We start from the raw sequence: 22,703 nt of genomic DNA on the forward strand, positions 1-22,703 counted from the left end.
GGAGCGCGGGGCCGCCTCGGATTACGAGTGCGTCAGATCAGTTCGAGATCGAAGCCGACGTCGTAGTCGTAGTCGTACGCCTCCGCGTGGTCCGGGCCGTCCGCGAGACCGACGACGAGAGGGGCGCCGAGTCCCGCTGTCCGCGCGTCGATGTCGGCTCCCGTGTCCCCGCTTCGCGTCACCTCGTCGGGTCCGAGGACGCCGTGGACGGACAGCGGCACGCCGAGGCCGACGACGATCTGCACCTGCGACCGACTCTCCGGGTGCCCGGCGTCGTCGAGCGTCACGGTGCCCATCTCGCGGCGGTGCGCGAGGGCGAGGGAGTAGCGGATCACGGCGGCCGCGGTCTCGTTCTCGAGGTCGACGGACCCGCCGGTGTGGAACAGGGTCTTCATGGCGACGTCCTCTGCTGATTCACGAACACGATTCAGCGCATCGAGGGCAGGGACGCGATCCGATGAGCCTAGGCTCCGGAGCTGTCACCACGCCATTCCGTCGACCGACTCCGCTCGCGGAAACGAGCGGTTTCCTTGCCCTCGCGCCAGCGACGGCGGAGTGTGGGCCGCATGAGCCTCTTCATCAGCTGCCCGGTCGAGAGCGTCGAGCGCGCGACCGCCTTCTACACCGCCCTCGGCTGGACCATGAACGCCGAGATGTCGGGCGAGAACGCGGCGTGCTTCGCGATCGCACCCGACCAGTACGTCATGCTCGGCAGTCGCGAGATGTACGCGAGCGTCGGCGGTACCGAGGACCTGATCGGCGGACCCGGCACCCCCTCGAAGGTCACCGTCTCGTTCGACCTCGGCAGCCGCGAGGCGGTCGACGAGTTCGTCGAGCGCGCCCGCGCCGCCGGCGGGCGTGTCGGCGACACCGACGACTACCCCTTCATGTACCAGCGGCAGTTCGACGACCTCGACGGCTACCACTACTCGCCCTTCTGGATGAAGCCGAGCCCCTGAGCGGAGGCGAGCCGGCAGCCCCGCTGGTCGAGCAGCCACCGCCTGAGGCGTATCGAGTCCCCTACGAGCGCCGGAGGTCCGGTCCGAGGCCGGCCTGCAGGCGCAGCCCGTCGAGCAGCAGATCGAGTCCGGAGCGGAACACGTCGATGTCGTCGTGCGTCGCCATCTCGTCGGCGACCTGGTGGTAGAAGGGGAACGCCTCCGGGTCGAGATCCCGCCACCGGTCGGCGAGCACGGCCAGGAACTCCAGCCGCTCCAGCCCGCTCTCGAGGAACTCCTTGGGCGGCGGCTGCGCGAGATCGACGGCGACGCCGACGACGTAGCTCACGATCGACGACGCCGCGTGGAAGCGCTGCCGTGGCGTCAGGTCCAGCGTCAACAGCTGCTGGCCGATCCGCTCGTACATCGCCATCGAGTTCGGCAGCAGCCCGTTGTTGCGGAGCATGAACTGGCCGAACCACGGCCGGCGCACGAACTCGTCGAACAGCGCAACGGCGATGGCGCGGACGTTCGCCACCGGGTCGGGCCCATGGGTGAGCGGTTCGCTCTCCTCGAGGACCCGGCCCATCACCTCCTCGGTCGCGCGATCGAGCAGCTCCTCGCGGCTGGCGACGTACCAGTAGATGCTCGCCACGCCTCCGCCGAGCCGCGCCGCGAGCGCCCGGAAGGTCAGTGCGGGCTCGCCCGATTCGTCGAGGATCGCGATGGCCTCCCCCAGCACCGTGTCGAGCGAGTGCGACGCCCGCTGACGGCCCCGGGCACGGGTCGGACGAGCGCGCTCGGTCTCCGTCGATCGATCTGCAGCCATGCCTTGCATCTTACCGAACGCCGTTCTATGTTAACGAACGTCGTTCGATAGTCGTACGACGTTCGATAGAGAGGTCCGCGATGAGCGCGCTCACGATCAGCCCCACCAAGCCCCCGGCCTACACCTCGCTGCGCGCCGCAGCACTCCCTCTGGCCGCTCTCTGCCTGGCCTTCTTCGTCGAGATGGTCGACAACACCCTGCTCTCGATCGCCCTGCCCACGATCGGCCGCTCGCTCGACAGCGGCACGGCGGGACTGCAGTGGGTGACGGGCGCCTACTCCCTCACCTTCGGCGGACTGCTGCTGACCGCGGGGTCTGCCGCCGACCGGTTCGGGCGACGTCGCGTGCTGCTGAGCGGCCTCGCGGCCTTCGGCCTGATCAGCCTCGCCGTCGTGTTCGTCACCGACATCGGCCACCTCATCGCCCTGCGCGCGGTGCTCGGAGGCGCTGCCGCTGCCATGGCCCCCGTCACGATGTCGCTGATCTTCCGCCTCTTCGACGACGAGAAGCTGCGGATGCGCTCCATCACGATCGTCATGATCGTCGGCATGTCCGGGTTCGTCCTCGGTCCGATCCTGGGCGGGACGGTCCTCAGCCAGTTCAGCTGGCAGTGGCTCCTCGTCATCAACGCGCCCATCGCCCTGATCGCCTGGATCGGCGTCCGCATGGGCGTGCCGCCCGACCGGCGCGCCGACCTCACCTCCGAGCGGCTCGACCTGCCCGGTGCGGCCCTCACCGTCGCCGCGATCGGGCTCGGCTGCTACACCCTCACCAGCGGAGTGCAGGACGGCTGGTTCTCGCTCGTCACCCTGGCCTGCGCGGTCGGGACGGTCGCCGCGGTCGTCGGATTCCTCCTCCGGGAGCGCCGTGCGACCTCGCCCATGATCGACCTCGCGATCTTCCGCACCGGACCGGTCCGGGGTGCGGCGCTCACGCAGCTCGCGGCCTCGGTTGCGTTCGCCAGCGTGCTGTTCGGGCTGATCCTGCACTTCCAGTACGCCTACGGCTGGAGCCCGATGCAGGCCGGTCTCGCGAACCTGCCCATCATCGTCACGATGATCGCCGCGACTCCGATCGCCGAGCAGCTCGCCGCCCGCCTCGGCCACCGGATGGCCTGCCTCGTCGGCACCGGACTGCTGGTGGGCGCACTGCTCGGCATGGCCTGGGCGGTCGAGCACGGCTACCTCGCGATCGCCGCGATGATGATCGTGCTCACGATCGGACTGCGCACGATCATGACCATCTGCGCGGTCGCTCTCGTCGAGGCGATGGACGAGAACCGGACCTCGATCGGCGCCGCCCTCAACGACACGTCGCAGGAGCTCGGCACCAGCCTCGGCACGGCCGTCGTCGGCACCCTCATCGCCGCCCTCGTCACCAAGAGCCTCCCGGCCGGCGCGTGGAGCTCCGACCTCGTGCAGTCCTTCTTCGCCGGCGAGCGGATCATCTACCTCGCCGTCGCCGTCCTCGTCGGCGTGATCGCCACGATCGGCTCGCTGTCCCTCACCGACTCGCGGGCCACGGAGGAGCCGACCGCTCCGGAGCACGCGGCGGCCTGAGCGGGAGCCGGCCTACCCCCGTCCTCGGAAGGTGACGATCGGCGCGACGACCGACCAGCCGAGGCTCTCGTAGAGCCGGCGCCCGCTGGCACTCGCCATCAGGAGGCCCGTCGTCGCGTCGTTCTCCGCCGCCCACGCGCCCAGGCCGGTCATGACGAGGGCGCCGAAGCCGCGTCGACGGAACTCGGGAACCGTCTCGATGCGATCGAACACGACGTCGCCTCCGCGCACCGCCGCCTGCCCGCGAGCGGCCGGCGCGCCCTCCACCTCGATGCGGGCATGCGCGACCCGCCCGTCCACCTCGATGCTCACGCGCTGCGGCACCTCAGCGGGCAGGATGCCGGCGGTCATCATGCGCTCGCCGCTCGTCACCGGGTCGAGGGCGGCCACCGCGGCGAGGTGCTGCGCATCGAGGTCGCCGACGAGCGTCAGCCACACGTCCGGCGCGGTGGTGAGGGCCACCAGACGATGAAGCTCAGCGAGCGACGGCGCCGCACTGATGGACTCCCGCGATCGAGTGTCCGCCGCGACCTCGACCAGCCAGCCGTCGCCGTCGCGCCGGCCGAGCATCCGACGGGAGTCGCACCACCCCTCGACCCACCGGTCCACCAGGGCGCTCGTCACGCTCATTCCTCCTCCGCGAGAGCCGCTTGAAGAGCGCGGATGGTCGACCCGAGCGCGCCCGACGCCAGCAGACCGGAACCGAGAGGGCCGGACGGGTCCTCTGCGAGAAGTGGCAGCCGTCGCAGCGCCGCCCTCACCGGCGGGCTCAGGTGCTCGACCTGCCACCTGATCTCGGCCTCGCCACCCCGCTGAGGGGACGCCAGCTCGGCCGCCTTCACCGCGTAGGCGGCGGCGCCGAGCGCGTGCGCTCCCATGTGCGCGACTCCGGACGCCTGCCCCGCGGACCACGCCGCGGCCTTTCCCACCGGGGACGTCGCCGACTGCGCCGCCCGCCCCGCGACGAACCGCCGCCGGATCTCCCCCGCCGCCTCCAGCTCGCCCCGCGAGAACGCCCGCGCGCGAGCGATCCCGTCGCGCGGGCGCTCGTCCTCCGGAGCCTCGGCCTCGAACAGAGGCAGCACCCGTTCCGCGCAGTCGGCGGCCCACCCTGCGACGAGACGACGATCTTCTTCGGACAGCGACTGCGGAGACGGCATGCCAGCACTCTCGCAGACGGCTCGCGGCTCCTGGTCACAGCGGTCCGAGCACGTCGTGTACCGCGGCATCCAGCTGCAGACCCTCGAGGACGGTGAGCAGCTGCCGCTCCTCATAGCGGAAGTGGTTCTCCATGATCGCGGCCACACCCTCCAGGTGCCGGTCGAGCTCGTCCGGTGGAGCGGCTCCGTCGAGGGCGTCGCGGAGACCGCCGAGGAGGTGCCCGATCATCGAGTGATCGCGCTCGAGGGCCCGCAGCACGGGTGCGAGGTGCGGATGCGCCTCCTCGATCGCGGGGAACAGGGCGCGGTCCTCGCCGCGATGGTGTCCGTCGAGTGCCGCGCAGAAGCCGTGGCAGAAGAGCAGCAGGTCGCGGCCGGCCTGCTCGCTCGGGCCCCCGTCGTGAGCAGCCTCCCGGGCGATCGCCAGGGCATCGCGGAGGCGCTGGTGCACGGTGCGCAGTTCGGTGCTCCAGGCGAGCAGCCGGGTCGTGTCGCGCTCAGTCACGCGACGACGAAGGGAGTGATGCGAGCATCCACGGTCCTTCGGTTCGGCGCCTCCATGCCTGACACGGACTGCCACCGGCACGCGACGCTGACGCCAGGATAACCAGTGCGGATTCGCCGCACCGCTCGACGGCTCCGAGACCTAGGGTGAACGGAAACGAGGGAGGGGCGGCTGTGCACTCTCGAACAGGCGCGTACATGATCGGTCCGATCACCGCGGCGATCGTGCTCCCCCTTCTCGTCGGTTGCGCCGAGCAGAACTCGACCACCTACTCCGACTACGACAAGGTGCAGGAGGAGCGGGACGTGCTCCCCTTCCTCGGACGGGTCGCCGAGAACCTCGATCCCGAGTCGGTCGACTTCGCCGGCTCGGTCGACGGCCTCGACTTCTACCGCGCCGACGGTCGGGACACGGCCGGACGATGCATCATCGTCCACTCCGACGACGGGCTGGTGAGCGGCTGCGGAGACACGGTCTCGAAGCAGAACGAGTGGACCGTGCGGATCCACCCGGACGATGCGGCTCCCGAGGACGCCACCGGCGACGGCTGGACGCAGCTCGGCGAGAACCTGTCGGTGCACGTGGGCTGACGCTCCACCCCGTCCATCACTCGACGCCGCGGTCTCAGCGCGGCCGGAGTGAGCCTCGGCCCTGAAGCCGGGGCGATGCCGCCCGCAGCTGTTCCGAGGCGCGCAGCCCGAGCGTCTCGAGCGCGGCCGCCGCATCGCTGACGCGTTCCGCCGCGTCGTCGACGTGCCCGTGCTCGGCGGTGACGGCTGCGGTGAGGGTGTCGCCGTGCAGGTGCGGGTGGTGCCAGATGGTCGCGGCGATGCCGTCGAGCACGTGCACGGTGCCGGTGGCGAGGGTGATGACCCGCTGTCCGTCCGTGACCGCGTTCCGACCGGGCACGTCACGCCAGTGGGGGTCGGGTGCGGGCGGCGCCGCGAGCAGCTCGGCGGTGATCGTGACGAGCTGCTCCGCGTCGCGGTACCGGACCCGATGCACGCCGCCGACGCCGGCTGAGAGGCGGGCGAGGATCGGGATGCCGTTCTCGAGCGCGGGCAGGGCGCTGGTCTCGGGGACCAGCAGCGGGATCGCGTCGGCCAGGTCGAGGAGTTCGAGCTGCGCCGGCCCGATCAGGTACGGGTCGCGATCCAGGATCACGAGAGCGGCGAGCCGAGGGTCCGCGGGCGCCGGCAGCAGGCCGAGCTCGTCGGGCGAGAAGGGCCGCTTGGGCATGCCCTCCGCGGTCCGGATCAGGAGCGGCTTCTCGTAGGGGGGGGTCCGCGGGCGCCGGCAGCAGGCCGAGCTCGTCGGGCGAGAAGGGCCGCTTGGGCATGCCCTCCGCGGTCCGGATCAGGAGCGGCTTCTCGTAGGGGAGGATCCGCCCGTCCGGGGTGATGCCGGTCGTCTCGTCGGTGACGTACCCGTAGGAGCGACCCAGGGTCGCAGCGGCCGTCGTCTTCCCGCGACCGGAGGGCCCGACGAACACGACGGTCGCGCCCGACGGGTCGGCGAGGGCGCAGGCGTGCAGCATCAGGAGCGAGCCCTGCGCGGCCTCGATCGCCCGCAGCGTCACCTCCGAGATCGCCGCCGACGCGCGGTGCTCGAAGGGTGTGTCGGTGCGACGCATCGGGAACGACGACTCCGGGGCTGTCGCGCCGGAGTTCGTCGTCGCGCGCGCCCACAGTCGTCGGATCTCGACGATCTCGTGCAGATCGAGTGCGGCCGGATCGATCCCGACGCGCTGACCCAGCGCGCCGATCGTCAGCACTTCCCCCGGCATCACTGTGCGGTCGACGGTGGTGATGGCGGCGCAGCTCAGGTGGTGAAGGTCTTCGGCGGGAAACTCGTCGGTGCGGGGTTCTGGTTGAAGTAGACGAACGGGGCGAGGGCGGGGACGAGTTCGACGATGCCGTCGGGGTTCCGCCCCACGGAGACGTCGATCACGAGCTGTCCACCCGGCACGATCACCCCGGACTCCTCGATGCTGTAGAGGATGCAGGGGATCCCGGCCGAACGGTTCAACCGACCGGTGTAGGTCGCCTCATTCGTCTGGATGTACCCGCTGAGCCCCATGATGACGAGGGCACCCTGATGGCCGTCTTGCGCGCGGTTGCTGCTGAACATCGTCATCGAGTTGAAGTCGTAGTTGCTCGTGCCCGTGTTGACCACCGTGAAGGTGGTGTCGAACATCTGGCGCGCCGTCGAGACGGCACCCCAGAACCCGGTGAGACCTTCGAACGCGGGCGGCGGTGTCGTGCTCGCCTGCGCGGCCGGTGCGCCGACGGCGGCGATCACGAGCGGCACGGACCAGCCCGCGGCCTCCGCGATGCGACGTCGCGAGGGACCGGTCGACTCCGTGGGGGTCTCTTCGAGGTCGGTCATGGGTGCGCTCCAGGGTGTTCGGTCCGGCGAGGGATCGGGAGGTTCGACGTCGACCGGAGGACGAGGCAGGTCGGCGTTCGCGCCGCACGGCATCGGCACGACCCGGCCGAGAAGCACACGGGACGCGGCAGTCGACGCGCTCAGTGTGACGCATCCCCCGTCGAGCACCGGCAGATCCGGGTACCCCCCGTTAAGCGCGGGCACCGCAGGGCCGAGATCGAGGACGGCCTGCGCGAGGTGCGGATGACCCGCCGTCCGACGGCGCAGGCGGTCGACCCGCTCGGTGACCTACTGGGCGGCGACTCGACGACGGAGCGCGTCCGTCAACTGAGCGACACCCTGAACGGCGCCCGCCGGCGACGAGTTCCACGGCGGCACGAGCGCATCGCTCGCGAAGCGCGGGATCACGTGCACGTGCAGATGAAGCACGTCCTGTCCCGCAGCGGTCCCGTTGCTCTGCACGATCGTCAGCCCGTCCGGCCGCATCTCCTCGTTCAGCAGCGCGGCAACAGCGTGCGCTCCCCGCGCGACGGCCGCGAAGTCGTCGCTGGTGATGCTCAGGACGTCGGCGGCGTGACGCCGCGGTACGACGAGGGCGTGGCCTTCGGCGGCGGGGGCGATGTCGAGGAAGGCGACGACGTGCTCGTCCTCGTAGAAGGTCTGCCCGTGCGGATCGGCCTCGGCGATCACGCAGAAGATGCAGTGCTCGTTCGCGTCGGCCATCGGCTCCCCCCTCGCTCTGCGACTATTCTCGAGGTCCCGTGGTGGCCGCGCCCAGCGCTCGATCGGAGTGATGTCCGGCGGTCGGGCTCGGGTGACATCGCGCTTGACGGCCCGCGCCGCGCCTGGGAGTCTGGCGGGCTTCATCCCCCGACTCAGGAGCCGATGATGACCGACGAATACGTGGAAGCGAACCGCGTGAACTGGGACGCGCGCGTCTCCGACCACCTGATCGCCTACGGCGCTGACGCGTTCGCCGACGACCCGGACGCCAACCGGGTCCTCGGCGACCTGGCGCTCATGGCACCCCACCTGCCCGGCGGCTCGGTCGAGGGTCTGGATCTCGTGCACCTGCAGTGCCACATCGGCACGGACTCGCTGAGCTGGGCGCGGCTCGGCGCGCGCGTGACGGGAACCGACTTCTCCGCCGAGGCGGTCAGCGCCGCCCGCGGGCTCGCCGCTCGCGCGGGGCTCGAGGCGGAGTTCGTGCAGACCCTCAACGACGACGCGCCGGCCGTGCTCGGGCGCGAGTTCGACGTGGCCTTCACCAGCGTCGGCGTCCTGATCTGGCTCGCGGACCTCGACGCCTGGGCGCGCACGATCCACACGCTCCTGCGCCCGGGCGGGCTCTTCTTCCTCCGCGAGGGGCACCCGATGATGAGCGCCCTCGCCTACGAGCGCGACGACGACCTCCTCGTGGTCACCGAGCCGTACTTCCCCACCGGCGAACCGCAGCGCTTCGATGACGGAACGACCTACGCCAGCGACACCCTCATCGAGGAGCACGTCACCACCTACCAGTGGCCGCACTCCCTCTCCGAGATCCTCGGGTCGCTGCTGCGCGCCGGGCTGACGATCGTCTCCTTCGACGAGCACACGACCATCCCGTGGAAGGCGCTGCCCACGCTCGTCCCGACAGCCGAGGGTTTCGTCCTGCCCGACGGTCGCGAGCGTCTGCCGCTCATGTTCTCGGTCGCTGCGCGCAAATCGTCCGTGACGGACGTCGGCGGCTCGGAGGAGGACGAGGGTACGGCGACGTGAGTGCCGGACAGCCTGCGCGGAAGGGTGCCGCCGCTCCCCTCGTGCTCGGACTGCTCCTCGTCGTCGTCGCGGTCGTGCTGAGCACCGTCTCCGGGATCTTCGCGTGGGATCCGGAGGAGACGTGCCTGGTGCGCGGGAGCTACCCCAGCACGGAGAAGTTCCTGGGCACGGCGATGTGCGCCGACGGCACGTCGGTTCAGCCGATGGGGATGACCGTGTCAGCAGCCTTGTCACTGGTCGGGGCAGGCATCTGCTTCACGGTCGCGATCGTTCGGCGTGCGTGGCAGGCCGGGCGCCCGGCGGCGCGACCCCGTCACCACCTCCGATAGACGCGGTACGGCCCGTCGGAGTGGACGAGGGCGAACCCCTCGAGCCGCTCCGGGTGCCGCGAGAGCGTCCTCGCGATCGTGTCGACCTCGTTGTCCTCGTTCAGGAAGATCCACTCGACCGAGTTCTCCGGGTCCTCCTGCGCGAGGACGAACGCGTCGCCCGCCGCGTAGTCGACGAGCTCGACGAGCGGCAGCCCGAGGTCGAGGACGAAGGGGTTCTGGCTCTCGTCGACCAGGATCCCGCCTCCGTCGTACTCGCCGCCGAGCCAGGTGAACGAGCGGCGGAGGTCGGCGAAGGCCGCGCGCTGGTCGGCGGCCTCGGCGAGCACCGCGACCCGGTCGGGCGCCTGGAGCATCCACAGCGACTGACCGCCGAGCGCGATGAGCACCGTCACGCCGACGGCCGCGCGGAACGTCCTCGGGGTGGGGCGAGCTCGGCCGCGCGCCTCCACGACCGCCTGCACGAGGTATCCGATCAGCACGGAGGTGAAGAGGCCGGCGACCAGCGCGTAGCGCGTGTTCCACCAGCCCGTGGGCAGAGTGTGGTCGCTGTAGATCACGGACTGGCCCGCCGCGAGGCTGACGAGGGAGAACAGCGCCGGCACCGAGGTGAGGCCCAGAAGGAGGAAGCGGTCCGAGAGCCCGTCGCGGACGGCGAGGAGCACCGCACCGCCGGTGGCCAGGACGGCGGTCGCCGGGCCGAACGCCTGGACGATGCTCCAGCCGTAGACGTAGACCGAGATACCCGGGTTCCCCGCGGTGGTGACGAGCCCCGCCTCCGTGATGCCGCGCTGCAGCTCTGCGGCCGAGAACTGGCCGTTCGCGAACTCGAGCGGGTTGCCGTAGGTCGCGGCGTTGTAGGCGAGCCACCAGGCGATCGCCACCGCCGAGGGCAGCGCCAGGCCGATCGCCGAGGACACCGCGGAGGCGACCCGGCGGTCGCGGCGGAACGACACGACGAGGACGAACAGCACTCCGCCCGCGAGCAGCGCCCAGCCCTCGTAGCGCGACATGACCGCGATCGCGAGCGGGATGCCGCAGAAGACCGCCGTCTCGCCGAACGAGTGCCGGCGCCGGGCGGTGACCCAGCGGGCGAGCCCGGCGATGCATCCGAGCAGGCCCGCGATCAGCACCGGCTCGGTGAGCGGAGTGGTGAACACGTAGAGCACGGCGGGGCTGCTGACGAAGGCCGCCACGGTCGCGAGGCGCGCGGTGCGACCCCCTCGCATCCGCGCGGCGATGCGGTACAGAGCGGAGGCGGAGGCGGCCAGGCAGACGGTCCCGACGATCGCGGCCCCGGCTCCGCTGACCCACCAGCCGAAGTCGATCACGAACGGGGCGAGGATCAGGTGGGGCACCGGCAGCCAGACCGTGCCCAGCTGCTGGAACCCGGGTGTCGCGCTGTCGAACAGCCGCCGGGCGATGCTCAGGTGCAGCTGCTCGTCCCGGTAGGTGATCCCCGCCCCCGACGAGACCGAGACGACCGAGGCGAGGGCCCCGATCACGAGGACGACGACGAACACCGTGACGCTGCCGGGGACCCGTCGCCCGGTGGGCACCGCGCCGAGGTCCGACCACCGTGCGTGCGCCCAGGCGGCGGGTGAGCGCAGAAGGGCGATGAGCGGTGGGACGCGGGGATCGCGCGCGGGCGACGGGTCCAGGGCGGTGGCGGTCTCCATCGGAGTCTTCCGTGTCGATGGAGCAGGTCGGGAGGCGCCGGTCAGTCTGTCCGGGTGTCGCGAGAAAGTCTCACACCCGATGGGGGGTCACGACGAGGGTTCCGCGACGCCCGGCCCGGTCAGGGGCGCAACGAGGCGCCCTCGAGCCGGCGGCACCATTCCGAAGACCAGTAGGTTCTGCTCAGTACGACGCCTCCGGCTCGCGGTTCGACGGACGAGCCTCCACGATCCGCAGAACCGGCGAGCGCCCTCCGGATGCCGCACGAGCGGATCGCGCAGGCGAGAATGTGGTGATGTCCGCTGACGCCGCGCCCCTCGATCCCGCCTCCGATGCTCAGGGCGACGGGCGGGACGAGACCGAGACGGAGCGACTGGACCGGAACTGGAACGAGATCCTCCAGGAGCTGCGGGTCATCCAGACCGGGACGCAGATCCTGACGGGATTCCTGCTCGCGATCGCCTTCCAGCAGCGCTTCACCGATCTCGACGCGTTCCAGATCGACGTCTACCTCGTGCTGGTCACCGTCTCGGTGCTCGCCACTCTGCTCGGGCTCGCACCCGTCAGCCTGCACCGCGAGCTGTTCCGCCGCGGCGCCAAGAAGTCCCTCGTGCACGCGGCGAACATCCTCCTGCGTCTCACCCTGAGCGCGGTGGCTCTCGTCCTGGTGGGCACGGTCCTCCTCGTCTTCGACGTCGTGACCACGCGCCCCCTCGCGATCACGATGGCCGTGGTCACGGCCGCGGCGATCGTCGGGATCTGGTCGGTCCTGCCCTGGCGGATCCGGCTCCACTCCTGAATCGGCGTCTCGTCCGGACGCACCGGAGCCGACGGACGCAGAAGGGCCGCCGCCCCGGAGGACGGCGGCCCTTCTCGTGCCCGCTAGGAGGTGTACCCGGCCTGGATCGACTCCAGGACCTGGTCGGTGCTCGAGCCGTCGACCCAGTCGACGATGCCCTTGAAGAAGCTGTCGGAGCCGACGGCCTTGGGCATCAGGTCGGACGCGTCGAAGCGGAACGTGGTGTCCTCGCTCTGCAGGATCGAGATCGAGCTGCGCAGCAGGTCGCTGCTCGCGTTCGCCGGGTCGAGGCCCGTGTTGGCCGAGATCACTCCGCCGAGCGTGACGCGGCTGTTGGCCCAGTCGGCGCTGGCCAGGTACTCCTGGACCTTCGCGGTGTCCTCGTCGTCGGCGAATGCGGCGACGAACTCGCCACCACCGGTGACGGCCTGGTCGTCATCGGCGTTGATGGGCGGGGTGAGGAACGCCCACACGTCGCCGTCCTCGGCGACCGTCGCGTCGGCTCCGGTGAGGAAGCCCTCGAAGAAGGACGCCTGGTGGGTCAGCGCGCAGGAGCCGTTCGCGATGTTCTGCGCGACGTCACCGAACGCGGTCGCGTTGATCGACGAGACGTCTCCGTAGCCGGCGTTGACCAGTGTCGGGTCGAGGAGGATCGAGCCGACGGAGTCGAAGGCCTGCTTGATCTTCGGGTCGGTGAACGGGGTGTCACCGGCGACCCAGGAGTCGTAGACGTCGGGGCCGGACTCGCGGAGGACGGCGTCCTCGATCCAGTCCGTTCCGGGCCAGCCCGAGGCGGCGTCGGAGGCGAAGCCCGCGCACCACGACGGCCCGCCGGACTTCTCGGCGATCGTCGTGCCGAGCGCCTCCATCTCGTCCCACGTCGTCGGGACCGAGACGCCCCACTCCGCGAACTTCGCCGGGGAGTACCAGACGTAGCCCTTGACGCTCGCCATCAGCGGCGCGCCGTACTGGGTGCCGTCGACCTGGCCGTACTTCTGCCAGTCCTCCGACCAGTTGTCCTGGACGTTCTTCAGGGCACCCTCGGGCAGCTCCTTCACCTTGCCCGACGCCACCGTGTCGGCCAGCAGTCCGGGCTGCGGGAAGATCGCGAGGTCGGGGACGTCGCCGCCCTGGACCTTGATGCCGATCTGCTGCTCGAAGCCCTTGTCGCCGGTGTACTTGATGTCGATGCCGGACTCCTTCTCCCAGTCGGCCCAGGACTGCTCCAGGAGGGTGGCCTCGTCACCGTTGATGGTGCCGTAGATGTTGACCACGCCGTCGCCCGCGGCCGCGGTGCCGCCGTTGTCGCCGCCGGCGTTGGGGTCGTTGGGGTCGCTGCTGCTCGAGCAGCCCGCGAGAGCGATGCCTGCGGCCGCGAGAACAGCGATCGGCAGGGTGATTCGGCGGTGCAGGGATGACCGCATGGTTCCTCCTCGTTGAGTGGTGATGTCGCCGGGGCTCTTCGGGCCGACTACCCGTGCGACCGGCGCCGGGTCGAGGCCGGACATCGTGTCCCCTGCAGGATACAGCCAGAGAGAGCGCTCTCACGAGTCACGATTCGGTCTCGGCGGCGAGTGACGGCGCGCGTCCTTCCTGACGCGCACGGGCGCGTCAGAACGGCGGGGGCGCGTCGGCGAACCGCGGAGGCGGCGCTGCGGGTGGTCGTCCGGGGAGTACGGGTGGACGGGTGGTGACGTGGCGGCCGGTGGGAGTGGTCCAGTCGGCAGTGCCGTCGGGGTGGAGGCGGTAGGTCCAGCGGTCGCCGTGGCGGACGTGATGGTGGGCGGTGCAGAGCGACGCGAGGTTGTGGAGGGCGGTCTCGCCGCCGTTGCGCCACTCGATCGTGTGGTCGGCCTCGCCTGTGGAGGCGGGCCGGGTGCAGCCGGGGAAGCGGCACGTCTGATCACGCAGCTGCAGCGCGAGGCGCATCTGCGACGGTGGCACGCGGAGGGTTCGGCCCACGGAGATGACGGCGCCGGTGTCCGGATCGGTGAGGACGCGGGTGAAGGAGGCCGCGACTCCGGCGAGTTCTCGGGCGACCGTGGCGGGGATCGCACCGTAGCCGTCGAGGTCGGCGGAAGCGTCGTCGAGCCCGGCCGCGGTGCTCGCGGCCAGCGTGAGGCGCACTTCTGCGCGCACTCCGGGCACGAACGTCGGCGGAGTCGCCGACCCGTCGCTGAACGGGGTCGTTCCGGCGATGTCGCCGTCGCAGAGCAGATCGGCGAGGGCGTCGGCACGCAGCTGCGCGAGGGTCCGCTGGTCGCCCGCAGCAGCATCGCCGTCACCCTCGCGGAGGGCGCGGGCGATGCGGTCGAGGCGGTGGCACACACCGACCGCAGCAGCAGCCGGGAGGTGGGCCGACAGCGTCGCCATGCCGTCGATCTCCGGGGTGAGCCACACACCGCGGTCCGCGCGGGCGCGCTCGTGCCGCTGCGCGAGGGGCGTCGTGTGCAGCTCGTCTCGCAACCGGTCCACCGCTCGTCGCAGTTGCGTCGGCGTCGTCGACAGGGCGAGGTCGGCGGCGCGCTCGTCGAACTCGGCGAGCGACTCCTTCGGGAGCATCGCGGCGGCCGCGCAGATCACCTCGCCCGCCCGCCACCGGATCCGCGCCGCCGCGAGAGCCGTACGAGTCCGCGGCAGATCCTCGACCAGCAGATGCGCTCGCTCGAGCTCGCGGGACAGCTCCCCCTCGGACACCCCCGATCCGGTCGCGAGCTCGGCGCGGAGGGAGCGCTCGACGAGATCGAGGGACTCGCGGTTAGACAGGCCGCCGCGCGCGAACGCGAGCGGAATCGCGAGCCCCTGCCGATAGACGGCGTAGAGCTTCTCTGCGGAGGCGAGGAGGTCGAGGCTCGCGTGGCGGGCGAGCCGGCCGACCTCGTCGGCGCCCTCGCGGATGTCGTCGAGTGGCGCCTCCGCGGGTCTGGTCTCTGCTCCTACTGCCATTCACCTATCGAAGCAAGGACCACCGACACCCGGGCCCCGATTGCGCCTGAACGGGACGACTCGCGCCGCGGTCGCGTCCTACCGGTCGATCGACGCCATGTTCGCCTCGTCGTGCCGCTCCCCCGCGGCCGGCTCGATCGCGTTCAGGCGGTCGAGCTGCTCCGGGCCGAGCTCGACGGCGTCGGCGGCGGTGTTCTCCTCGACCCGGGCCACGCGACGGGTGCCGGGGATGGGCGCGATGTCGTCGCCGCGGGTGAGGATCCAGGCCAGTGCGGTCTGCGCCGGCGTCGCGCCGATCTCGGCGCCGACGGCCCGGACCTCGTCGACGAGGGCGAGGTTGCGGTCGAAGTTCTCCCCCACGAAGCGCGGATTGGTCGTGCGCCAGTCGCCGTCGGGGATGTCCGCCGCGGAGCGCAGCTGCCCGGCGAGCAGCCCGTGACCGAGCGGCGAGTACGGGACGAAGCCGATGCCCAGCTCGCGCAGCAGCGGCAGGATCTCGGCCTCGACGTCGCGGGTCCAGAGCGAGTACTCGGTCTGCAGCGCCGAGACCGGCTGCACGGCGTGCGCGCGGCGGATGGTCTCCGGCGACGCCTCCGAGAGACCGAAGTGGAGAACCTTGCCCTCGGCGATCAGATCGGCGACGGCTCCGGCGGTCTCCTCGATCGGAGTGCCCCGGTCGACCCGGTGCTGGTAGTAGAGGTCGATGCGGTCGGTGCCCAGACGCGTCAATGAGCCCTCGACCGCGGCCCTCACGTTCGCGGCGCTGCTGTCGACGGTGCCGGGTCCGCCTCCGGAGTGCGAGACGAGGCCGAACTTGGTGGCGATCCTGACCTGGTCGCGACGGCCCCGGATCGCGCGGCCGACCACCTCCTCGCTGTGGAACGGCCCGTAGATCTCGGCGGTGTCGATGTGGGTGACGCCGAGGTCGAGGGCGCGCTGGACGGTGCGGATGGACTCGTCGTCGTCGAGTCCGCCGCCGGTCGTGTAGGTGCCGGCCATGGTCATCGCGCCCAGGCCGATGCGCGAGACCTCGAGGTCTCCGAGTCGTGCGTTCTTCATCTGCGTCTTCTCTCTTCGATGGCGGGAACACCTCCACTCTCGGCTCCGGCCGCGGAGTGAGGGAGTCTCTGCCGACAGGGTTAATGCTGGTGACCCTCTCGGCACTCGCGACCGTCGTAGGTTCGACGGCATGGACACTCCGAACGAGATCCGCGAGTTCCTGATCTCCCGTCGCGCCGGGCTCACTCCGGAGCAGGCCGGCCTGCCCGACTTCGGCGGCCGTCGCCGCGTGGTCGGGCTGCGACGCGAAGAGGTCGCCCTGCTGGCCGGGATGAGCGTCGAGTACTACGTGCGGCTCGAGCGCGGCAACGCCTCCGGCGTCTCGGACACCGTCCTCGAGGGCGTCAGCCGCGCCCTGCAGCTCGACGATGCCGAGCGCTCGCACCTCTACGATCTCGTCCGGACCGCGAACGACGGCGCCCACCCGCTCCGCCGCCGCCGCACCAGCCGACCGCAGAAGGTGCGCCCGATCGTGCAGCAGATCCTGGACGGGATGCGCGACGTCCCCGCGCTCGTGCAGAACGGCCGGCTCGATGTCCTCGCGACGAACAGGCTCGGAGCAGCGGTGTTCTCGCCGATGCTCGAGCAGCCGCATCGCCCGGCGAACTTCGGCCGCTTCGTCTTCGAGCACCCCCGCGCGCCCGGCTTCTACCGCGACTGGGACGACACCGCGGCGCAGACCGTGGCCCTGCTCCGCGCCGAGGCCGGGCGCGCCCCCTACGACCGCCTCCTCACCGACCTGATCGGCGAGCTCTCCACCCGCAGCGAGCCCTTCCGCCGCCTGTGGGCGTCGCACGACGTCCGCGAGCACCTCACCGGAGTGAAGCGCCTCCGCCACCCGGTCGTCGGCGACCTCGACCTCGGCTACGAGGGCATGGAGCTCACGAACGACCGCGGCCTGCTCCTGATCGCCTTCTCCGCGCCGATCGGCTCGGCGTCCGGAGAGGGCCTGCGGCTGCTCGGGAGCTGGTCCGCGTCCGCCGGCCTCGGCGCGCAGCAGACGGAGCTCAGCTGAACCGGCTGCAGAATGGGAGGCCCGCTGCTCCGGCAGCGCGCGGAGCGAGGAACGGAGACGCTGTGACGACCGAGCCGGGCGCGCGTGGACGCCGACATGCGGTCCGGGCGCTGCTCAGCTCGCTCCTCGCCGTCGTCCCGTTCTCGATCGGGACGCTGACCGACGTGGCGAACGGCACGGCTGCGACTCCGCTCGCCGCCGATCCCGGCTTCACGCTGCTCGCCCTCGGCGCACTGCTCGTCGTCGCCGCGCTCGCGAGCATCCCGGTCGGAGTCGTCACCTACCTCCTCGATCGCGTGGTCGACCGCGTCTGGCTGAGCCGCGGCGGCCGTCTCGCCGCGGGCACGGTCGCGAACGCCCTCGTCGGCGCGGGCGCGGGGCTGCTGCTGGGCGGGCTCGTGGCTCCGATGTGGCGGCCTCTCGATCGCGCGCTGGTGTTCACCGCGCCGTGGGCGATCGCCGCGGCGGCGCTGTTCGTGCTCGCGGCAGTGCTCGAGAGGCGCCGGGCCGCGTCCGCACGGTGAGCGCGAGCTGCGACCGGAGGTCGTCAGTCGTTGGGGACGGCGCACGTCTCCTCGGCGGCCGTCTGGCCGGGAGCGGTGAGCGCCTCGGCGGCGGGGGCGGCCGGCGCCTCCGTCGCGGGAGGCGCCTCCGTCTCGGGAGGCGCCTCCGTCTCGGGAGGCGCCTCCGTCTCGACCGGCGCCGCGGGCGCCTCGGTGGGCGTCGTCGCGAGGGTCACGGGCTGGTCGGCGAGGACCCGCGTCATCAGTTCGGCACCGAGGACGGAGTCGGGGACGACCTTGCCGGGGTAGTCCGGGTCGTCGAGCGCCGGGTACTGCACGAACACCATCTGCGAGAGGTCGACGTCCTTCAGCGCGAGCGCGAGCGAGATCATCGTCGCCGGGCTCGTCATCGTGGTCGAGAGGTGCAGGTTCGACGACGCCGCGTGCGCGAGACCGTAGAGGGCGGGGAAGTTCGACAGGGTGTCGGCCGAGCGGACGGTGCGCATCAGCGACGCGAGGTACTGCTGCTGCGACGAGATCCGGCTCAGGTCGCTGCCGTCGCCGACTCCGTGACGGGTGCGGAGGAACGCGAGGGCGGTGGCGCCGGAGACGGTGGTCGTACCCGCGGGGAGGTCGAGGCCGGAGTCGGTGTCGAGGATCGGCCCGGCGAGGCAGATCGGCACTCCCCCGACCGCGTTGCTCATCTCGATGACGCCGTTGAACGAGACCCAGCCGGCGTAGGGGACGGAGAGGCCGGTGAACTGCTGCAGAGTGTCGTTCACGCAGGCCAGGCCGCCGTACTGGAACGTGGAGTTGAGCGGCACGCCGTCGTCCGCCTCCGTCACGGTGCCGGTCTCGGGATCGGTGCACTCGGGGCGGTCGAGGATCAGGTCGCGGGGGAAGCTGATGACGGTCGCGCTGCGGTGGTCGGCCGAGACGTGCAGCAGGATGTTCACGTCGTTGAGGGTCGCGTCGCGCTCCCCGAATTGATCGCCCTGGGTGGCATCGTTGTCGGTCCCGACGACGAGGACGTTGAAGCCGCCCTCGATCGCTCCGAGCTGCACCGCCTCGGGCTCGGCCGACGGCGCGACGCCGAGATCGACGGAGTTCTCGGTGACGTTGCGGCTGATGCTCGCCGACGCGATCGCGACGATCGACGTCCCGCTGACCGCGAGGACTCCGACGCAGGCAGCCACTGCGAGGAGCAGGGTGCGGGCTCCCGAGCGGGCCCGGAGGCGTCCGTGCCGGACACCGCGCTCGTTCGTCGTCATCGTTCGGCCTCCCCCGGCGTCGCGCGCCGTTCACCCCTCCCAGGGGCGTCGACGTCGTCGGCCAGTGTACGGAAGGGCACGTCCGGGTCGCCCAGCGCGATGGGCGGCCGGCTCAGCTCACGACGATGCGGGTGAAGGTGACGCTGTCGTCGGCGCTCGCGTTCGCGTAGGCGTAGGGCTGCGCGGTCGAGAACGCGACGTGCCGGCCGGCGGCCAGCGAGACGTCTCCGTCGCCGCGCTCGAGGAGGAGCACTCCAGCGGTGACCAGGAGGATCTCGTGCCAGCCCTCCGGGTCGGGCTGGGCGTCGTAGCGGTCTCCCGGGCCGAGCGTCCAGGTCCAGAGCTGCGCCTCCGCTCGGGCCGGGACCGAGGACCGCATCACGGCGACGCTCTGCGAGTGCTCACCCCGCCAGGCGACCTCGTCGATGTCGGCGGGCGACGCTCCCGGCGCGGCGACGAGCGCGGTGAAGGTGGTGCCGAGCGCGAGAGCGAGGCGGTCGACTCCGGTCAGGCTGATGTTGGCCTCGCCCGCCTCGGCGGCGACGATCGTGCGACGGCTGATGCCGGAGCGCTCGGCCAGAGCCGACTGGCTCAACCCCGCGTGCTGCCGGGCGCTGCGCAGGTTGCTGCCGAGGTGCGCGAGGACGGCGGCGGGTGACATGCGCACTATTCTGCACTGTGCAGAATTCTGCACTCTAGAATGAGCAGAATGTTGCGCACATCGCGGATGCAGATCCGGTTCTCCCGGCCCGAATGGGCGCTGATCGGCATCACCGCCGTCTGGGGCGGGACCTTCCTCGCAGTCCACATCGCGATGCAGCACAGCGGGCCGCTGTTCTTCGTGGGCGTGCGATTCGTCGCCGCGGGACTCATCAGCGCCGTGGTGTTCCACCGGTCTCTCCGCGGTATGAGGAGGATCGATCTGGGCGCCGGAGCCTCGATCGGAGCGATGATCTTCCTCGGCTACGGGCTCCAGACCTACGGCCTCCAGACGATCCCGAGCAGCACGTCGGCCTTCCTCACCGCGCTGTACGTGCCGCTGGTACCGCTGATGCAGTGGATCGTCTTCCGCAAGCGGCCGAGAGCACTGACCTTCGTGGGAGTCGCGCTCGCCTTCGCAGGGCTCCTGTTGATCGCCGGCCCTCAGACGGGGATGGGGCTCGGTGCCGGCGAGGTCGCGACGCTCATCAGCACCCTCCCGATCGCGGCCGAGATCATCCTGATCAGCGTCTTCGCCGGCCGCGTCGATCTCGGTCGGGTGACGGTGGTGCAGCTGCTCGTCGCGGGGACGCTCTCGTTCGCGTTCATGCCCCTCACGGGCGAGTCGATCCCGGCGTTCTCGTGGGTCTGGCTCGTCGCGGCGCTCGCGCTCGGGGCGAGCAGCTGCCTGATCCAGCTCACGATGAACTGGGCGCAGCGCTCCGTCTCGCCCGCCCGCGCCACGATCATCTACGCGGCCGAGCCGGTGTGGGGCGGAGTCGTCGGACGGCTGGCCGGCGACCGCCTCCCTGCCTTCGCGATCCTCGGCGCCGCGCTGATCGTCGCCGGCACGATCGTCAGCGAGCTGACGCCACGTGCGAGGCGCACGAGGAACCACGCCGAGGGAACCAGTCGGTTTACTGTGGAGGCATGATGTCTCGATTCCTGCGCCTCGGGGCGACCGTCGCGGTCGCCGCCCTCCTCACCGCCTGCTCCTCCACCACCGGCAGCGGCTCCGACGCCGACGAGATCGACGCCGCCGCGGCCGCGGGCGTGCAGGTCACCGGTGACGGCTACAGCTACTCCGTACCGGAGGGCTGGGACATCCCCGACACGGACCCCTCGACGATCGGCGCGGACACCCTCGCCGCCGACCTCACCGACACCGACGGATTCTCCGACAACGTCAACGTCGTCCTGAGCCCCTCCGGAGCAGTCACGCCCGACCAGGTCGAGACGGCCGGGAAGGACGAGCTCACCGGCGCCGGCGCCACCGACGTCGAGGTGCAGGACCGGGTGCAGGTCGCGGGCACGGAGTCGGCCCACCTGAGCGCGGCGCTCACCTCGCAGGGCGCGTCGTACAGCATCGAGCAGTACTACCTCACCCAGGACGACCAGACGTACGTCGTCACGTTCTCGTTCAGCCCGACCGTCGACGACGACGCCCGCGAGGACCTCTCGGAGTCGATCCTCGCGTCGTGGACCTGGGCCTGACCCGCAGAGCCGTCAGCCTGCGATGAAGCAGGCGTGATGGACGAGGTGGACCTCCCCCTCAGGGTGCGCGTCGACCGATCCGCAGCCTGCTCATCGCCCAGACGAGCGCGCCCGCGGCGACCACGGCGACCATCAGCCCGATGATGTGGAGCGCGAGTGACGCGATCCCGTTCTCGGGGAGCAGGAAGCCGTAGGGCACCCAGCCGTCGGTGGCTCCTCGAGTGAGGACGACGATCAGCCAGACGAGCGGGTAGACGAGGACGCTCCACAGCCGCCGCCACGCGAGCGGGCGCCTGTCGTCGACGAGAGCCCAGTCGAGCACGGCGATCACGGGGAGCACGACGTGGAGCGCGGCGCTGACCCACGGCGGTGCTGAACCGGTCCCCGGGACGAGGGTGTTGTAGATCACCGCGACGACGATCAGGTAGGTGGTCGCCGCTCCGCGGAGGGAGTTCAGCTACGACGGCGCTCGGCGCTGCGCCAGCGAGAGCCCTCCGGATGCGACGAGCAGGACGCTCACGAAGAGGCTCGTCTGATTCGTGAAGTAGCCGAAGTAGTCGAACGGATTCGCGTCTCCCGCCGCGACGCTCAGGCCGAAGGCGTACCCGATCATGGCGATCGCGCAGACGCCGACGGCGACACGCAGCAGCCCTCTCGCGGGAGGGATCGACGCGGCTGGACTCACGCCGGTCAGCGTAGCGACGGGTCCTGTCCGACGGAGCGGAGACCAGGTCTCTTGACACGGTCTCCGGCGCTTCGTACTGTATCGATACACAAATCCTGTACCGATACAGGAACGGCAGCACGAAGGAGTGCGATGAACGACACGACGGCGGCGCCCTCGCCCTCGCCCCTGCAGCGCTTCCTGGCCGACCCGTCGCTCGTGGTGATCGGCGGGCGCTGGCACCTCTTCCCCACGACCGACGGCATCGAGGGCTGGGGCGCGAGCGCGTTCCGCTCCTACTCCTCGAACGACCTGGTCGAGTGGACCGACGACGGCGAGATCCTGCAGCTGGGCCGCGACGTCGCCTGGGCCGACTCGTTCGCCTGGGCCCCCTCCGCCATCGAGGCCGACGGCACCCACTACCTCTACTTCACCGCGGGCAACAACATCGGAGTCGCCTGCGCCTCCGGCCCGGCCGGGCCGTACACCGACATCGGCGCCCCCCTCGTGACGGCCGGCCGGTTCGAGGGCGTCGCGATCGATCCGTCGGTCTTCCGCGACGACGACGGGACTGTGTACCTGCTCTGGGGCAACGGCGTCGCGCACCTCGTGCGGCTCGCGGACGATCTCGTGTCGTTCGACGAGGCGGACGTCCACTCGTGGGTGCCCACCGGATTCCGCGAGGCCGCTCACCTGCACCGCCAGGGCGACTCCTACTTCCTCACGTGGTCCGAGAACGACACCCGCGAGGAGGACTACCGCGTGCGCTGGGCCGTCGGCCCGACTCCGTACGGCCCGTGGACCGACGGCGGCGTCCTGCTCGAGAAGAACACCGCGATCGGGATCCTCGCCACCGGCCACCACTCGATCACCCCCGTCCCGGGCACCGACCAGTGGGTGATCGCGTACCACCGCTTCGCCATCCCCGACGGCGACGGGGTGCACCGCGAGATCGTCTTCGACCTGCTCGTGCACGACGGCGACCGCCTCGTCCCGGTGGTCCCGCGCCACGAGCACCTCCGCCTCCCCCTGACTCCGACCGACCACTGACCCCCTCCACAGAACACACAGAACAGACCACTGACCCCCTCCACAGAACACACAGAA

27 protein-coding genes are annotated in these 22,703 nt (G+C 71.1%); 11 read left to right on the forward strand and 16 right to left on the reverse strand.

All coding sequences use genetic code 11. The features are described 5' to 3' along the window. Positions 1-32: 32 nt before the first annotated feature. Positions 33-395, reverse strand: a complete 363-nt coding sequence (locus tag ASG06_RS03095) for a hypothetical protein (RefSeq protein WP_056038314.1) — start codon at positions 393-395, stop codon at positions 33-35. Between the two features lie 171 nt (positions 396-566). On the opposite strand from ASG06_RS03095, the gene ASG06_RS03100 reads away from it, so the two are divergent. Next, positions 567-959 (forward strand): VOC family protein, encoded by a 393-nt coding sequence (locus ASG06_RS03100; protein WP_056038319.1) that lies wholly within the window; start codon positions 567-569, stop codon positions 957-959. A gap of 61 nt (positions 960-1,020) precedes the next feature. On the opposite strand, the gene ASG06_RS03105 is transcribed toward ASG06_RS03100, so the two are convergent. Beyond that, entirely contained in the window at positions 1,021-1,767 is a 747-nt protein-coding gene (locus tag ASG06_RS03105; protein ID WP_056038322.1) for a TetR/AcrR family transcriptional regulator, read from the reverse strand. Between the two features lie 80 nt (positions 1,768-1,847). On the opposite strand from ASG06_RS03105, the gene ASG06_RS03110 reads away from it, so the two are divergent. Continuing rightward, positions 1,848-3,326 carry an MFS transporter gene (locus ASG06_RS03110; protein ID WP_056038325.1) on the forward strand — a complete coding sequence of 493 codons (1,479 nt, stop codon included), beginning with the start codon at positions 1,848-1,850 and terminating at the stop codon, positions 3,324-3,326. A 12-nt stretch (positions 3,327-3,338) separates the two neighbouring features. Here the strand turns inward: ASG06_RS03110 and ASG06_RS03115 are convergent, their stop codons facing one another. Genes ASG06_RS03115 through ASG06_RS03125 form a run of 3 tightly spaced genes read right to left on the reverse strand, consistent with a single transcriptional unit; the run spans position 3,339 to position 4,991 of the window. Beyond that, positions 3,339-3,956, reverse strand: a complete 618-nt coding sequence (locus ASG06_RS03115; RefSeq protein ID WP_056038328.1) for a GNAT family N-acetyltransferase — start codon at positions 3,954-3,956, stop codon at positions 3,339-3,341. Then, positions 3,953-4,486, reverse strand: coding sequence for a putative immunity protein (locus ASG06_RS03120; RefSeq protein ID WP_056038331.1), 534 nt, complete (start codon positions 4,484-4,486; stop codon positions 3,953-3,955). Before ASG06_RS03120 ends, ASG06_RS03115 begins: the two co-directional genes overlap by 4 nt. 34 nt (positions 4,487-4,520) lie before the next feature. Beyond that, the gene (locus tag ASG06_RS03125; protein ID WP_056038334.1) at positions 4,521-4,991 is read right to left on the reverse strand and encodes a hemerythrin domain-containing protein; all 471 of its coding nucleotides are present in this window, start codon (positions 4,989-4,991) and stop codon (positions 4,521-4,523) included. 197 nt (positions 4,992-5,188) lie between these two features. Between ASG06_RS03125 and ASG06_RS03130 the strand changes: the two genes are divergently transcribed. Further along, on the forward strand, positions 5,189-5,581 hold the full coding sequence (locus tag ASG06_RS03130) for a hypothetical protein (RefSeq protein ID WP_056038339.1): 393 nt from the start codon (positions 5,189-5,191) through the stop codon (positions 5,579-5,581). A gap of 34 nt (positions 5,582-5,615) precedes the next feature. Here ASG06_RS03130 and ASG06_RS03135 read toward each other — a convergent pair whose 3' ends face one another. The 3 genes from ASG06_RS03135 to ASG06_RS03145 all read right to left on the reverse strand — a co-directional run bounded on the left by ASG06_RS03135 (position 5,616) and on the right by ASG06_RS03145 (position 8,102). Then, positions 5,616-6,230, reverse strand: coding sequence for a hypothetical protein (locus ASG06_RS03135; RefSeq protein WP_056038342.1), 615 nt, complete (start codon positions 6,228-6,230; stop codon positions 5,616-5,618). A 582-nt stretch (positions 6,231-6,812) separates the two neighbouring features. Beyond that, entirely contained in the window at positions 6,813-7,379 is a 567-nt protein-coding gene (locus tag ASG06_RS03140) for a hypothetical protein (protein ID WP_056038347.1), read from the reverse strand. A gap of 288 nt (positions 7,380-7,667) precedes the next feature. Then, positions 7,668-8,102, reverse strand: a complete 435-nt coding sequence (locus ASG06_RS03145; RefSeq protein WP_056038350.1) for an HIT family protein — start codon at positions 8,100-8,102, stop codon at positions 7,668-7,670. A 165-nt stretch (positions 8,103-8,267) separates the two neighbouring features. Here ASG06_RS03145 and ASG06_RS03150 point away from each other — a divergent pair, with 165 nt between their 5' ends. Continuing rightward, positions 8,268-9,140 carry a class I SAM-dependent methyltransferase gene (locus ASG06_RS03150; protein WP_231727597.1) on the forward strand — a complete coding sequence of 291 codons (873 nt, stop codon included), beginning with the start codon at positions 8,268-8,270 and terminating at the stop codon, positions 9,138-9,140. Further along, positions 9,137-9,469: a hypothetical protein gene (locus tag ASG06_RS03155; RefSeq protein WP_056038357.1), complete on the forward strand. Its 333-nt coding sequence runs from the start codon at positions 9,137-9,139 to the stop codon at positions 9,467-9,469. The genes ASG06_RS03150 and ASG06_RS03155 overlap by 4 nt, the downstream gene beginning before the upstream one ends. Here the strand turns inward: ASG06_RS03155 and ASG06_RS03160 are convergent. Further along, the gene (locus ASG06_RS03160) at positions 9,454-11,148 is read right to left on the reverse strand and encodes an ArnT family glycosyltransferase (RefSeq protein ID WP_056038361.1); all 1,695 of its coding nucleotides are present in this window, start codon (positions 11,146-11,148) and stop codon (positions 9,454-9,456) included. The genes ASG06_RS03155 and ASG06_RS03160 overlap by 16 nt on opposite strands. 293 nt (positions 11,149-11,441) lie before the next feature. Here ASG06_RS03160 and ASG06_RS03165 point away from each other — a divergent pair, with 293 nt between their 5' ends. Beyond that, positions 11,442-11,945, forward strand: coding sequence for a DUF6328 family protein (locus tag ASG06_RS03165; RefSeq protein WP_056038365.1), 504 nt, complete (start codon positions 11,442-11,444; stop codon positions 11,943-11,945). Between the two features lie 83 nt (positions 11,946-12,028). Here the strand turns inward: ASG06_RS03165 and ASG06_RS03170 are convergent, their stop codons facing one another. The 3 genes from ASG06_RS03170 to ASG06_RS03180 all read right to left on the reverse strand — a co-directional run bounded on the left by ASG06_RS03170 (position 12,029) and on the right by ASG06_RS03180 (position 15,950). Then, on the reverse strand, positions 12,029-13,369 hold the full coding sequence (locus ASG06_RS03170) for an ABC transporter substrate-binding protein (RefSeq protein ID WP_056038367.1): 1,341 nt from the start codon (positions 13,367-13,369) through the stop codon (positions 12,029-12,031). A gap of 187 nt (positions 13,370-13,556) precedes the next feature. Then, positions 13,557-14,891, reverse strand: a complete 1,335-nt coding sequence (locus ASG06_RS03175) for an HNH endonuclease signature motif containing protein (protein WP_056038370.1) — start codon at positions 14,889-14,891, stop codon at positions 13,557-13,559. Between the two features lie 78 nt (positions 14,892-14,969). Further along, a complete protein-coding gene (locus ASG06_RS03180; RefSeq protein WP_056038373.1) occupies positions 14,970-15,950 on the reverse strand; it encodes an aldo/keto reductase in 981 nt (326 codons plus the stop codon). 130 nt (positions 15,951-16,080) lie between these two features. Here ASG06_RS03180 and ASG06_RS03185 point away from each other — a divergent pair, with 130 nt between their 5' ends. Both ASG06_RS03185 and ASG06_RS03190 read left to right on the forward strand, forming a co-directional pair. Next, the gene (locus ASG06_RS03185) at positions 16,081-16,965 is read left to right on the forward strand and encodes a helix-turn-helix transcriptional regulator (protein WP_056038376.1); all 885 of its coding nucleotides are present in this window, start codon (positions 16,081-16,083) and stop codon (positions 16,963-16,965) included. Positions 16,966-17,027: 62 nt separating this feature from the next. Next, a complete protein-coding gene (locus ASG06_RS03190) occupies positions 17,028-17,489 on the forward strand; it encodes a hypothetical protein (protein WP_056038379.1) in 462 nt (153 codons plus the stop codon). Between the two features lie 23 nt (positions 17,490-17,512). On the opposite strand, the gene ASG06_RS03195 is transcribed toward ASG06_RS03190, so the two are convergent. Continuing rightward, positions 17,513-18,739 (reverse strand): LCP family protein, encoded by a 1,227-nt coding sequence (locus ASG06_RS03195; RefSeq protein WP_056038382.1) that lies wholly within the window; start codon positions 18,737-18,739, stop codon positions 17,513-17,515. Between the two features lie 112 nt (positions 18,740-18,851). Then, positions 18,852-19,400, reverse strand: a complete 549-nt coding sequence (locus ASG06_RS03200) for a helix-turn-helix transcriptional regulator (RefSeq protein WP_056038384.1) — start codon at positions 19,398-19,400, stop codon at positions 18,852-18,854. Positions 19,401-19,448: 48 nt separating this feature from the next. Here ASG06_RS03200 and ASG06_RS03205 point away from each other — a divergent pair, with 48 nt between their 5' ends. Then, on the forward strand, positions 19,449-20,372 hold the full coding sequence (locus ASG06_RS03205) for a DMT family transporter (protein WP_082498896.1): 924 nt from the start codon (positions 19,449-19,451) through the stop codon (positions 20,370-20,372). After that, positions 20,369-20,932, forward strand: coding sequence for a hypothetical protein (locus ASG06_RS03210; protein ID WP_156465835.1), 564 nt, complete (start codon positions 20,369-20,371; stop codon positions 20,930-20,932). The genes ASG06_RS03205 and ASG06_RS03210 overlap by 4 nt, the downstream gene beginning before the upstream one ends. A gap of 58 nt (positions 20,933-20,990) precedes the next feature. Here ASG06_RS03210 and ASG06_RS19790 read toward each other — a convergent pair whose 3' ends face one another. Then, positions 20,991-21,389, reverse strand: coding sequence for a Pr6Pr family membrane protein (locus ASG06_RS19790; RefSeq protein WP_197409374.1), 399 nt, complete (start codon positions 21,387-21,389; stop codon positions 20,991-20,993). After that, entirely contained in the window at positions 21,390-21,617 is a 228-nt protein-coding gene (locus ASG06_RS19795; RefSeq protein ID WP_156465837.1) for a hypothetical protein, read from the reverse strand. Between the two features lie 132 nt (positions 21,618-21,749). On the opposite strand from ASG06_RS19795, the gene ASG06_RS03220 reads away from it, so the two are divergent. Next, positions 21,750-22,646 carry a family 43 glycosylhydrolase gene (locus tag ASG06_RS03220; RefSeq protein WP_056038393.1) on the forward strand — a complete coding sequence of 299 codons (897 nt, stop codon included), beginning with the start codon at positions 21,750-21,752 and terminating at the stop codon, positions 22,644-22,646. Positions 22,647-22,703 lie beyond the last annotated feature (57 nt).

This window comes from Rathayibacter sp. Leaf185 (assembly GCF_001423885.1).
Classification (GTDB): Bacteria; Actinomycetota; Actinomycetes; order Actinomycetales; family Microbacteriaceae; genus Rathayibacter.